Below are 13,464 nucleotides of genomic sequence, written 5' to 3'. Positions count from 1 at the left end.
AGAAATAACATTTTCTTAAAATTGATTTCGTTGTCCCACTCCCTTTTTTATTCATAAATATGTGGTGTTGTATGACCCACTTGATATGGCAGCCATGGCATCCTACTAAATCTTGCAAAGTATGCAAGGTCGTGAATCATTTCCATACTTAATTCACGTTCGTGAGTCGTGACATCTAAACCATTAGCTTTTAAAATGTACAAATGACCGAACCAAAAGATCATATCTAAAATGTGATAAGCAGAGTGATAATTGGTACTGTTTGGTTGGTGCCATTGAAAGGAAGCTAGCCATCTGTTGGGATTATGACTGATGCTTTTCAAAAAATTATGTGCGGGTTGTTGAAATATATAGTCAGTGATACATTTAGATTGTTGTTGCGCACTAATGGCATCACTGACTTCTATTTCTACACCATTAAAAGCCATAGCTTTAACAAAGCGCTCAGGTGATAATTTTCGAGATTCATTTTTTATATAAATGTCACCTTCATGTTGCGTATAAGAAACAAAGATTGACTTTGAGAAATTGGGATTATCCATAGTCATTGATGATATTTGAATAGGTGCATAAATTAATTCTAAACCTTTGGACTTACCACGAGAGGATTGGTCTAAATTCATGATATCCTTGATATTTTCTGTAGTTAACGATGTTATGGTTGAGTTAGGATATTGTTCCGCTATGATTTCACTAAATCTTTGCGCTTTTTCATGACCTATTTTCTGATTGTCTAAGCGCAATGTACCACTTAGTAACATCACTTTATGGAAATAGGGTTCTGTCTCTGGTAATTGCATCAAAGCCATGATACTCATACTCCCTGCAGATTGACCCATTAGTGTAATGTTATTAGGATCGCCACCGAAATCTTTAATATGTTGGTGTACCCATTTGATAGCATTGATTTGATCGGAGAGCCCATTATTACAATCATAATTTGATTTAAAAAAGGACCAATCTAAAAATCCCCAAGCGCCTAATCGATAGTTAAATGTGACAACAATCACATCTTCCTGTTTAACTACAGATTGAGGTTGATATAGATCAGCGCTACCATGACCATTGACAAATCCGCCACCATAAAAATAGATGATGACAGGTCGGTGTTTATTCTGAGAGTGATGACGTCGCCATATATTTAAATATAGACAGTCTTCATCTTGTGTAAATTGATTGAAATGAAAGGAAACATCACTTGAGAAAAAATCTTCAAGTTGGTTATACGGTTGTGGGGGGATATGATTGATAAAGGTTGCGTCAATTGATTTAGGCAATGAAGTAATCAATTCAGAATGTTTAAATCGACCATGCATGAGATGGGCATAGCGAATACCAAGGAATGCGTCAATATCATTTTCATTACTATAAATACCTTTAACGATACGGTTATTTAAAGTTATGTTAACCACCATAGTCATTCGTCCTTTCAAAGTCATCTTTAATAACACTATATAATAAATGATTAAAGTCAGCTATATGTATAAAAAAACTGCTAACGATGTTTATAATCGTTAGCAGTTTTAATTTGATTTATGAGTTTAGTGTTCTTTGTTTTGGCGTTTTTCTTCTTTATCTTGTTGTTCTTGTCGTTTTTCAGCAATTTTTTCGCGCTTCTCACGACGTTTACGTTTCTTAAGTTTATCACCCATATTGCTATTCATTTTCTTAGCACGTCTGAAGTAGACACTTTCGAATGAACTAATAGCACCTAATTGATAGAAAATAAGGGCAACAATGATGATAACTAAGAAATCCCATGGATAATGTATCCAGTTTAAACCTTTGAATTCTTTACTACCAATAAATGATAGGAATGAAAGTACGACGAGATAAACAATAATCCATAAGCTTCCGCCGATTTGTTTTTTAGTGTTTTTCCAATTCATTTTATATTCATAGAAGAAGTAAATTGGTAAACCTAAAATGATGATTAATATAACTTCTGCTGTTGTTGGCCACATTGCCCAATAAATAGCTAGTGACGCAAGAACGAATGATAATGGGGCCATGAATTTTAAAATTTTAGCTCTAAATGGACGTGTCATCTTAGGACCCATTTTACGTAATGCAATAACTGTAGTTGGACCAGTTAGATAAGCAACTAATGTTGCAGTTGAAATAACTGCTGCTAACGTACCCCAGTCACGGAATAGTGTAACCATTACCATACTGATGATTGCGTTAAACACAATTGCAACACGAGGAATTTTATATTTTTCATTCATTTTACCTAAGAATTTAGGAATGTGCCCATTTTTTTCCATGGCGCGTAATACACGACCAGTTACAGCAACAAATGATACACCAGTACCAAATGGTGACACTACGGCTTCAATATAAAGTAAAATAGCTAACCAATTTAAACCTAATAAAATGGCCATGTCAGCAAATGGTGAGTTGAAGTTAATACCGCTCCAACCATGTTCATGAATCATTGACTGTGGCATAGAAGTGATGAATGTACTTTGTAACACGATATAAAGTACAGCACTAATTGTAAGTGAAATAGCAATACCACGCGCAATGTTCTTTTCAGGGCTTTTAATTTCTGATCCCATATTAATGATTGTTTGGAATGCATTAAATGAGAAAATAATACCTGACATTGTTGTTGCTGCGAAGATTGGTGCACTACCGTACGGCATGAATGTGCCAGTTGAGTGACCATAATTTCCTGTATCAAATCCTGAAACCATTAACATAATAATTGTTAATAATGGAACACCAAGTTTGAAGAAAGAAATTAAACTAGTAAATGAAGTTAATAATTTAACTGACCAGTAATTTAATAAAGAGAAGATAATAATAATAGCATAAACGGCGATTAAACCTGTTGTACTGATTGAACCATCTTTCATTAAACTACCCATCGGTTTAGCCCAATCCCAAGGCCAAGAACTCATATATTGAACAGCTGAAACTGCTTCAATAGGTATAATTGTTACGAGTGATACCCAGTTTGCCCAAGCGGCTATGAATCCGAGTAATGAACCATGTGTATATTGAGCATAGTTACTCATACCACCAGATTGTGGGAACATAGTTCCAATTTCAATGTAGTTATAGGCGATGGTTCCTATAACGACGAATCCAATAATCCAAGAAATGATAGCTGCTGGTCCTGCAATTGACGATGCTTCCCAAGCACCAAATAACCAGCCTGAACCAATTAATGACCCTAATCCGAGTAACACTAACTGGGGCAGATTAATCTTACTGTTATTCGATTCTGTTTCATTTTTATTTGCCATATTGACTCCTCATTCTTTTATATTCTGAAAATACTACGCCATTATTATACGCTAGTTAAAATATTAGTCAAATGTGTATATTGTAATTTTTATTTAAATGTATAAAATTAGTTTTTTTAATATTTTAGTTTATAATAGTGGATAAATGGCAGAATCAGTAGAAAGTAGGGCAATGACATGGTAGAGAAAAATAACAATTTGGAAGTAGAAAAATTTTTGAAAAAAGATAGCCAATGGAAAGAAGAATATAATTATTTAAGAGAACTTATAGTGGATTTTGACGAGTTGGACGAAGATTATAAATGGATGCACCCTTGTTACACGATTAATAATAAAAATGTGGTTCTTATTCATGGTTTTAAAACGTATGTAGCACTTTTATTCTTTAAAGGTGCACTTATTGAAGATTCCAAAAAATACTTTAATTAGACAAACTAAAAATGTACAAGCTGCAAGACAGCTACGATTTACAACTTTAGAGGAAATTCAATCACGTAAAGCAGAAATTGTTGATTATGTGACACAAGCTATTGACATTGAAAAGCCTGGTAAACAAGTTGAATTAAAGAAAACAGAAGATTTTGAGGTGCCAGAGGAATTACAACAACAATTCGATGCGATGCCAGAATTAAAAAAAGCGTTCGATCAATTAACACCTGGAAGACAACGTCAATACTTGCATCATATTGGTGATGCCAAACGTGCAGATACCAGACAAAAAAGAGTGGACAAATATATTAATCACATCTTAGAAGGAAAAGGTATGCATGATAAATAGCAAGAGGGAGTGGACAGAAATAATAAAGAACCACTAATCATTTATGATGTAGTGGTTCTTACGCATTAGCCACAGCTAATGTGTACTTTAAACTAGGAATGCATGAGTGAAACTCATGCATAAGAAATACTAATTTCTAAAGAAATAGAATGACTTTACAGTCGACTACTGCCTAAATATGAATGTAACTTGAAATATATATTTCTGTCCCTCTTCTTATTTTTATGAGTGTTTAAGCATTTAATAAAGAGGATTAATGGAATCTCATTCCACCATCAACAATAATCGTTTGGCCAGTAATATAATCTGAATCTTTGCCAGCTAAGAAACTAACAACATTTGATACATCTTCAGGTTGTGAAAGTTTACCTAAGGCAATTTGATCAGTAAATTGTTTCCAACCCCAAGATTCAGGTTGTCCAGCTTCTTCAGCAGTTTTCTTAGCAATACCTTCCATCATTGGTGTTTGAACAATACCAGGCGCAAATGCATTTACTGTAATAGATTCATGTGCTAGATCACGTGCAGCAACTTGAGTTAAACCTCGCACAGCAAATTTACTACTACTATAAAGTGATAAGCCTGCATTACCTTCTACGCCAGCTTGAGACGTAGCATTAATAATTTTTCCGCCATGACCTAATTGTTTGAATTGTGCATGTGCGGCTTGAATGCCCCATAAAACACCTTTGACATTGACGCCATATACTTTGTCGAAGTCTTCTGGTGTAATAGAATCAATGGGTGTCATTGGTCCTAAACCAGCATTGCTCACTAAAACGTGAAAATCACCAAAATGTTCAACTGTTTGATTTAAAGCATTAAATACATCATCACGATTGGCTACGTCAGCTTTAATTGCTAAAACTTTTGAGTCATCTTGTGTTAAAGATTGTGCCGCTTGAATTGCGCCTTCTCCGTTGAAATCCACAATGGCTACTTTGAATCCATCATCAAATAAACGTTTAACGATTTGATACCCAATGCCTTGTGCACCACCTGTTACAACTGCTACTTTGCTTTCTTGACTCATATAAAACCCTTCTTTGTATATATTTTGATTACAAGGTCAACATAGCACAAAAAAGAAATAAAAAATTATAAATGTGTAACATAAAAGTATAATTCAATGTATTGTCAATATTTCTTAAAATAATTTTCATAATTCATAAGGTTATAAAATACTAAGCATATTTATCCTTTTATATAATTAATCAAATGTAAAAAGAACTATATAAAAATGTTAAGGGTGAATAGTTTAATTTTGTAAAAATGCAATAGGTTTACTAAAATTATATAGGGTATATATTTATATCGTTGTCGAATATGCGAGCAATTAAAAATCATGATGTGGTGGGAGCACAACATTTATGAAGCGTGATTCGCATTATTTGAGTTTATAATTTTTAAAAGCAAAGGCCTTCGTGCTCTTGTTCAACTAATATTTTTATTTTGTTAACAACTGCTCTGTGGGCCTTTTTTAATTGTCATTGCATTAATTCGTCATTTTTACAATATGGAAGGGGAAAACAATCATGTTAAGCATTAAAAATTTAACCAAGATTTACTCTGGGAATAAAAAGGCAGTAGATAATTTAACGCTTGATATTGAATCAGGTGAATTTATCGCCTTTATTGGGACGAGTGGTAGTGGTAAAACCACTGCTTTAAGAATGATTAACCGAATGATTGAAGCCACAGATGGCCAAATTCAAATGAATGGCAAAGATGTACGTAATATGAACCCAGTTGAATTAAGAAGAAGTATTGGTTACGTCATTCAACAAATCGGTTTGATGCCTCATATGACTATTAGAGAAAATATTGTACTTGTACCAAAATTACTAAAATGGTCGAAAGAAAAGAAAGATCAAAAGGCGGAAGAACTCATTAAACTTGTAGACCTACCAGTAGAATATTTAGACCGTTATCCGGCAGAACTATCTGGTGGTCAACAGCAACGTATTGGTGTAGTAAGAGCCCTTGCTGCTGAACAAGATATTATCTTAATGGATGAACCATTTGGTGCACTTGATCCAATTACACGAGATACACTGCAAGATTTAGTGAAAGAACTTCAACAAAAATTAGGTAAAACATTTATTTTTGTGACACATGATATGGACGAAGCCATTAAATTGGCGGATAAAATCTGTATTATGTCGAAAGGTAAAGTTGTACAATTCGATACACCTGACAATATTTTAAGAAATCCTGCCAATGACTTTGTAAAAGACTTTATTGGTCAGAATCGATTGATTCAAGATAGACCAAATATGAAAACGGTTGAAGGCGCAATGATTAAACCGATCACAGTACACGCAGATGATTCACTTAACGATGCGGTCAATATCATGAGAGAGAAACGTGTAGATACAATATTTGTTGTAAATAATCATCACAAATTATTAGGATTTTTAGACATAGAGGATATCAATCAAGGACTCCGTGCAAGAAAAGAACTGATTGATACAATGCAGCGTGATATTTATAAAGTACATATCGATTCGAAATTACAAGACTCAGTGCGTACGATTTTAAAACGTAATGTTAGAAATATTCCAGTTGTTGATGATGACAATATCCTTATAGGTTTAATTACACGTGCTAACTTAGTTGATATCGTTTATGACTCTATTTGGGGTGAATCAAGTGACACACAGTTAGCGCAACCTTCTGACAAATCTGTTGAAAGTGATATAGCGAATTCAGAACATCAAGCTCATCAACAAGATGATGCTAGTGTTACAGAAGAGGCGAATAAGCATGAAACGGGAGATGAGCGATAATGAAAGCATTCTTGAATGAATATGGAAGTCAGCTCGTATCTAAGACGATTGAACATTTCTATATTTCTATCATTGCTTTACTGATTGCAATCGTCGTAGCCGTTCCGCTAGGTATCTTATTGTCTAGAACAACGAAAACGGCCAATGTGGTTCTAACCATTGCGGGTGTTTTACAAACTATTCCAACATTAGCAGTATTAGCCATTATGATACCTATCTTTGGCGTAGGAAAGACACCAGCGATCGTAGCGTTATTTATCTATGTGTTATTACCAATATTAAATAATACGGTACTCGGCGTGAAAAACATCGATAAAAACGTAATACAAGCTGGACAAAGTATGGGAATGACACAATTTCAATTAATGAAAGATGTTCAAATGCCATTAGCGTTACCTATGATTATTAGTGGTATACGCCTTTCAAGTGTATACGTTATTAGTTGGGCTACATTAGCGAGTTATGTCGGCGCAGGTGGTCTTGGTGATTTAGTATTTAACGGATTGAATTTATATCAACCACCAATGATTATTAGTGCAGCAATATTAGTTACGTTACTAGCGCTAATTGTCGACTTTTTACTATCATTAGTTGAAAAATGGGCAGTACCTAAAGGTTTAAAAGTATCTAGATAAGAAAAGGGAGGATTTATCAATATGAAGAAACATATCAAATATACAGTGATTCTTATTGCGTTGTCCCTCTTAGTATTATCTGGGTGTAGTTTGCCAGGTTTAGGGGACGGCAATTCAAAGAATGATGTAAAAATTACAACAACTGAGACGAGTGAAACTAAAATCATTGCTAATATGGAAAAATTAATGATTGAACATGAAACTAAAGGCAAAATTAAACCTACAATTATAGGTAACTTAGGTTCTAGTATTATTCAACATAACGCATTACAGCGCGGTGACGTTAATATGTCTGCGGTTAGATACACAGGTACCGAATTAACAAGTGTATTGAATGCCAAACCGACGAAAGATCCTAAAAAAGCCATGGCAGAATCACAAAGACTATTTAAGAAAAAATATGATCAAAAGTATTATGATTCATTAGGTTTTGCGAATACGTATGCGTTTATGGTGACAAAAGAAACAGCTAAGAAATATCACTTAGAAAAAGTATCAGACTTAGAAAAACATAAAGATGAATTACGATTAGGTATGGATACACAATGGATGAATAGAGCAGGCGATGGCTATCCAGCATTCGTTAAAGATTATGGATTCAAATTTGCCAGTGCACGACCAATGCAAATTGGACTAGTATATGATGCACTGAAAAATAAAAAATTAGATGTTGCTGTAGGATATTCTACTGATGGTCGTATTGCAGCATATGATTTAAAAATCTTAAAAGACGATCGTAAATTCTTCCCACCGTATGATGGTAGTCCACTAGCGACTGAAAAAGTGATTAAAGATAATCCGAAAATAGATACAGCCTTGAAAAAGTTAGAAGGTAAAGTGTCAACTAAAGAAATGCAGAAATTAAATTACGAAGCAGATGGTAAAGGTAAAGAACCAGCTATCATTGCTGAAGAATACTTGAAAAAACATAACTATTTCGAAAACGACAAAAATAGTAAGAAAGGTGGTCAATAATCATGAAAGGTAATTTATTCCAATCTATTATTGAATATTACTCATTAAACTTTGGCTACCTAATGGAATTATTTTTTAAACATTTACTTATGTCAGTATATGGTGTGCTCTTTGCATGTATCATTGGGATACCGATTGGCATTGTCATTGCACGATATAAAAAATTAGCATGGCCAATCATCACGATTGCTAATATCATTCAAACTGTTCCAGCTATTGCCATGTTAGCCATTTTAATGTTAGCGATGGGACTTGGCCCAACGACAGTAGTTGTTACTGTATTCTTATATTCATTATTACCAATTATTAAGAATACGTACACGGGCATTGTAGATGTAGATGAGAATATTAAAGATGCTGGTAAAGGCATGGGTATGACGAGAAACCAAGTTTTACGTATGATTGAATTACCACTATCTCTTTCAGTCATCATTGGTGGTATACGTATTGCGCTCGTTGTAGCAATTGGAATTGTGGCAATTGGTTCATTTATCGGTGCGCCAACGCTTGGTGATATTATCATCCGAGGTACCAATTCAACAGACGGTACAACTTTTATACTTGCAGGGGCAATCCCTATTGCATTAATAGCCATTTTAATTGATTTAGGTTTAAGATTTTTAGAAAAACGATTAGATCCTACACGTAAAAATAAAAAGAAATTTGAACATCAACCACAACAAATCAAATAAAATATAAAAAAGAGGTCTGAACTATGATTTTTGTTCAGGCCTCTTATCTTATATTAAATGATTTAACCTAATAAAATAGGTGCTAATATTGGGACAATTGCGACGACGATGACACCGACGATAACAACGGCAATACTACCCATTGATTCCTCAGTTTCACCTAAATCTTTTGCGGCTGCAACACCTAGTGTATGACCACTAGAACCTAACGCTAAACCACGTGCAATTGGATTGGTAATTTTAAACCATTGTACGATTTTAGTACCAAGTGCAGAGATAACTACAGCATTAAGTATAACAGCTAATGATGTTAACTCTTTGACACCACCGATACCTTCAGAAACTGGTAAGGCAATCGCTGTTGTAGCAGCTTGAGGTAACATAGATGCAACAATTTGATTACCAAATTGGAATAATGAAGCAACTAAGTAAATTAATATTAAGGCTACAACTGTACCTAATGCGATACCACCGAATATTTGTAACCAATATTTTTTTAATACATCACGTTTTTTATATAAAGGTATAGCAAAACTGATTGTCGCTGGCTCTAAGAAGAAGTATATGATGTCGCCACCGATTTTATAACTTTGATAGCTAATACCTGTTAATTTTAAGAAAACAATACCTACAACCATACTTACAAATAAAGGTGCAAGTAAGAAAAAGCCATTTGTTTTTTTATAGAAATATGTAGCTATAACAAATGGGATTAATGATAGTAAAATACCGAAATAGGGTGTATTAATACCTAAATAGTCCGCCATGATTAACCTCCTATACGACTAGTTTCTTCATTTTTCTCTTTACTTGGGAATAGTGATTTAGTCACAAGTAATTGAGATGCATAACCAGTACAAACTAATAAGAAAATAGTTGAAATAATAATAAGTAAGATAATCAGTATTGGACTTTTACTTAAAATCGGTAATGAATTGATAACTGAAATCCCAGCTGGTACGAATAAGAAACTGATGTTATTCGTTAAAGCAGTTCCTACGGATTCAACTTGTTCCAATTTAACAATGCCAGTACATAAAGCTATAAATAATAAAACTAAACCGATTACTGAAGCGGGCATTGGGATAGGCATGATTGCTTCAATGATTTTGGAAATAAATAAAATAACTGCAAGTGTTAAAGCCTGTTGGAAGAAATGATACACTCTTCCAGATGTATGTTGAACTCGTTCACTTTGAGAAGGTGAGTTAGCCATAACATACATTCCTCCTGTTCTATTTGTGTAAAATGATTTGGTAAGAACGTTTGGATTTGTCAAAAATACGACTCACTTACTCATTTAAAACAAAAAAAGCGACTGACTTGTTATTAGGTTTTAAAAAAATAAATAAAGCTTAAATTGCAAATTTCAAACGAATCTTTTGTGAAGTAATTCACAAGTTATTATACAATATATTTCATATTATTTTGCATATTGAATTCGTCATTTCAGTGACAATTTTCAAAATAATTAATAGGGATCATCGTTATCAATTTAACAAATCCTCGTATTATCAAATCGAAAACGCTTACCTATTTTTAACGATAATACTATCATTTGTATAGTTCAAGACGTTATGGAAAAATAAAAGTAATTGGTGTAAAATATAGATTTATATATACAAATATTCTAAATATTAAAAGAAATTAAAGGGTAAAGGTAAAGAAGTATTAAATCGATTTAAAAGTACAGATTAAAATTTAGACAAATAGAAGGATAGCAATTGTTAGTAAATCAAAGGTTGTAGTTTTCAGTCGATTTAAAACCAAGTAAGTAAAAGTTGGAAAGTGTTTTTTGTAGGAGGAATTGATATTTTATGAACAAAGCTTCAAGAGAATTTGAAGGAGATAATAGGCTCCTTCTAGGTATCATTTTAGGTGTGATCACCTTTTGGTTATTTGCACAATCACTTGTGAATTTAGTTGTACCTTTGCAATCTACATATCAAAGTGATATCGGGACGATTAACATCGCAGTCAGTCTTACCGCTTTAATGTCAGGATTATTTATTGTAGGTGCCGGTGACTTTGCAGATAAATTTGGTCGTGTGAAAGTCACATACATAGGACTGGTATTAAATATTATTGGTTCTTTGTTAATCATTATCACACCATTAACACCGTTTTTAATTGCTGGAAGAATATTTCAAGGATTGTCTGCTGCGTGTATTATGCCAGCAACATTAGCCATTATTAATCAATATTATATAGGTACAGCGAGACAAAGAGCGCTAAGTTATTGGTCAATTGGATCATGGGGTGGTAGTGGTATTTGTACACTCTTTGGTGGCTTAATGTCAACGCACTTTGGTTGGAGAACCATCTTCATCGTTTCTATTGTATTAACATTATTATCAATGTATTTAATTAAACATACACCTGAAACAAAAGCTGAACCAATTATTACTGAAAATGGTGAGAAAAAGAAATTCGATATTGTTGGCTTAATGATCTTGATTATTTGTATGTTAAGTATCAACGTGATTATTACGCAAACATCTAAACTAGGATTATTCTCACCCATTATTTTAAGTCTCATCGTGGTATTCATTGTTTCACTTATCGGCTTTATTATGTATGAAAATAAAATTAAATATCCTTTAGTAGATTTTAGTTTGTTTTCAAATAAAGGATATAGTGGTGCAACGGTTTCAAACTTTATGTTGAACGGTGTTGCAGGTGGGACACTCATTGTTGTTAATACCTACTACCAACAACAATTAGATTTTAATGAATCACAAACAGGTATGATTTCATTAACTTATTTGATAGCAGTATTAATTATGATTCGTGTAGGTGAAAAGATACTACAAGCACTTGGTCCGAAACGTCCGCTATTAATGGGTAGCGGTATTACTGCACTTGGTTTAGTATTATTGTCTTTAACGTTTTTACCAGAACCTTGGTACATTACATCTAGTGTTATTGGTTATTTATTGTTTGGTACTGGTTTAGGTATCTATGCTACACCATCTACGGATACAGCTGTAGCACAAGCACCTGACGAAAAAGTGGGTGTTGCTTCAGGTGTTTATAAAATGGCATCATCTTTAGGTAATGCATTTGGTGTCGCTATTTCTGGAACGATATATGGTGTGTTTGCATCACAAATGAATATGGAGTTGGGTGGTTTTATGGGTGTAATCTTAAACGCGGTCATTGCCATCATTGCATTCTTCGCCATTTTATTATTAGTTCCAAAGAAAGCAAGAAATTTATAATTACTAGTGAAAGGTCGAAACGAAAAAGTTTCGGCCTTTTTTATAGCATTAATTTTAAATGTTAGAAAATTACGAAAATTAAGTTATGTTCATTGACGATGTTAGTCTTAAATAGTATTTTAAAGGTAACTTTACCGAGGAATGAGGGATTGGAATGAAGATAGCTATTGCAGGTTCAGGTGCATTAGGAAATGGATTTGGTGCTAAATTATTCCAAAATGGATATGATGTAACGCTAATAGACAGTTGGGAATCGCATGTTAAGGCAATTCAAACGAATGGATTACACATAGATATTAATGGTGAACATTGTCATTTAGAAATACCAATGTATGATTCTAGAGAAATACCTGAAGATGTATTATATGATGTTGTATTTTTATTTCCTAAATCAATGCAACTTAAAGAGGTGTTAGATTATATACAACCACATATAACTCAATCAACTATCGTAGTATGTACGATGAATGGTCTAAAACATGAGCGTTTGATTGAGCAATATGTCGAATTACCACAAATTGTGAGAGGTGTGACAACATGGACTGCAGGAATTGAAAGTCCTGGTTGTACGCATCTAATGGGTAGTGGACCGGTTGAGGTAGGTGCATTGGTCACAGATGGTACTGCTAATGTAAAAACAGTCGTAGACATTTTGAATCGAGCAGAGCTAAATGGTGTATTGAGTAATGATTTACATCAATCTATATGGAAGAAAATTTGTGTGAATGGGACAGCCAATGCATTATGTACGATTTTAGAGTGTAATTTAGCAACATTAAATCAAAGCGATGATGCTAAAAATCTTATTTATAAAATAACCCAGGAAATTGTGCATGTAGCAACGATTGATGATGTGCATCTGAATTTAGATGAAGTGTTTGAGTACCTCATCGACTTAAATGATAAAGTAGGTCCACATTATCCTTCGATGTACCAAGATTTAATTAATAATCATCGTAAAACTGAAATTGACTATATCAATGGTGCGGTTGCTCGCTTAGGCGCGGAACATCATATTGACGCACCAGTCAATCATTTCGTAGCTAATATGATTCATGCTAAAGAACAACAATTAGATGCACAATAAATATAAGAAACCTTTTATTAAGCTTATAAGCAA

The 13,464-nt window shown here is 33.6% G+C and carries 11 protein-coding genes and 1 pseudogene; 7 read left to right on the top strand and 5 right to left on the bottom strand.

All coding sequences use genetic code 11. From position 1 onward, the window contains the following. Positions 1-47: 47 nt before the first annotated feature. The gene (locus ACJQQZ_RS07810) at positions 48-1,412 is read right to left on the bottom strand and encodes a carboxylesterase family protein (RefSeq protein WP_186364155.1); all 1,365 of its coding nucleotides are present in this window, start codon (positions 1,410-1,412) and stop codon (positions 48-50) included. Between the two features lie 129 nt (positions 1,413-1,541). Further along, entirely contained in the window at positions 1,542-3,254 is a 1,713-nt protein-coding gene (locus ACJQQZ_RS07805; protein WP_002450384.1) for an APC family permease, read from the bottom strand. 177 nt (positions 3,255-3,431) lie between these two features. On the opposite strand from ACJQQZ_RS07805, the pseudogene ACJQQZ_RS07800 reads away from it, so the two are divergent. Continuing rightward, positions 3,432-4,032 (top strand): annotated as a pseudogene (locus ACJQQZ_RS07800) (YdeI/OmpD-associated family protein). A gap of 253 nt (positions 4,033-4,285) precedes the next feature. On the opposite strand, the gene ACJQQZ_RS07795 reads toward ACJQQZ_RS07800, so the two are convergent. Beyond that, the gene (locus tag ACJQQZ_RS07795) at positions 4,286-5,065 is read right to left on the bottom strand and encodes a (S)-acetoin forming diacetyl reductase (protein WP_002450382.1); all 780 of its coding nucleotides are present in this window, start codon (positions 5,063-5,065) and stop codon (positions 4,286-4,288) included. Positions 5,066-5,567: 502 nt separating this feature from the next. Here ACJQQZ_RS07795 and ACJQQZ_RS07790 point away from each other — a divergent pair. Genes ACJQQZ_RS07790 through ACJQQZ_RS07775 form a run of 4 tightly spaced genes read left to right on the top strand, consistent with a single transcriptional unit; the run spans position 5,568 to position 9,123 of the window. Continuing rightward, positions 5,568-6,821 (top strand): betaine/proline/choline family ABC transporter ATP-binding protein, encoded by a 1,254-nt coding sequence (locus ACJQQZ_RS07790; RefSeq protein ID WP_002450381.1) that lies wholly within the window; start codon positions 5,568-5,570, stop codon positions 6,819-6,821. Next, a complete protein-coding gene (locus tag ACJQQZ_RS07785) occupies positions 6,821-7,456 on the top strand; it encodes an ABC transporter permease (RefSeq protein WP_002450380.1) in 636 nt (211 codons plus the stop codon). Before ACJQQZ_RS07790 ends, ACJQQZ_RS07785 begins: the two co-directional genes overlap by 1 nt. 21 nt (positions 7,457-7,477) lie before the next feature. Beyond that, positions 7,478-8,431 carry an osmoprotectant ABC transporter substrate-binding protein gene (locus ACJQQZ_RS07780; RefSeq protein ID WP_002450379.1) on the top strand — a complete coding sequence of 318 codons (954 nt, stop codon included), beginning with the start codon at positions 7,478-7,480 and terminating at the stop codon, positions 8,429-8,431. A 2-nt stretch (positions 8,432-8,433) separates the two neighbouring features. Next, positions 8,434-9,123: an ABC transporter permease gene (locus ACJQQZ_RS07775; protein WP_002450378.1), complete on the top strand. Its 690-nt coding sequence runs from the start codon at positions 8,434-8,436 to the stop codon at positions 9,121-9,123. Positions 9,124-9,185: 62 nt separating this feature from the next. Here ACJQQZ_RS07775 and lrgB read toward each other — a convergent pair whose 3' ends face one another. Then, entirely contained in the window at positions 9,186-9,890 is a 705-nt protein-coding gene (gene lrgB, locus ACJQQZ_RS07770) for an antiholin-like protein LrgB (RefSeq protein ID WP_002450377.1), read from the bottom strand. Positions 9,891-9,892: 2 nt separating this feature from the next. Further along, the gene (gene lrgA / locus ACJQQZ_RS07765; RefSeq protein ID WP_002450376.1) at positions 9,893-10,339 is read right to left on the bottom strand and encodes an antiholin-like murein hydrolase modulator LrgA; all 447 of its coding nucleotides are present in this window, start codon (positions 10,337-10,339) and stop codon (positions 9,893-9,895) included. A 601-nt stretch (positions 10,340-10,940) separates the two neighbouring features. Here lrgA and ACJQQZ_RS07760 point away from each other — a divergent pair. Next, on the top strand, positions 10,941-12,344 hold the full coding sequence (locus ACJQQZ_RS07760; RefSeq protein WP_002450375.1) for an MFS transporter: 1,404 nt from the start codon (positions 10,941-10,943) through the stop codon (positions 12,342-12,344). A 154-nt stretch (positions 12,345-12,498) separates the two neighbouring features. Then, positions 12,499-13,431, top strand: a complete 933-nt coding sequence (locus tag ACJQQZ_RS07755) for a 2-dehydropantoate 2-reductase (protein ID WP_145505630.1) — start codon at positions 12,499-12,501, stop codon at positions 13,429-13,431. Positions 13,432-13,464 lie beyond the last annotated feature (33 nt).

The organism is Staphylococcus sp. KUGN1 (genome assembly GCF_045984185.1).
GTDB lineage: Bacteria > Bacillota > Bacilli > Staphylococcales > Staphylococcaceae > Staphylococcus > Staphylococcus warneri_A.
The sequence above is the reverse complement of the archived record's forward strand: the minus strand, read 5'-3'. Positions and strand labels throughout refer to the sequence as shown.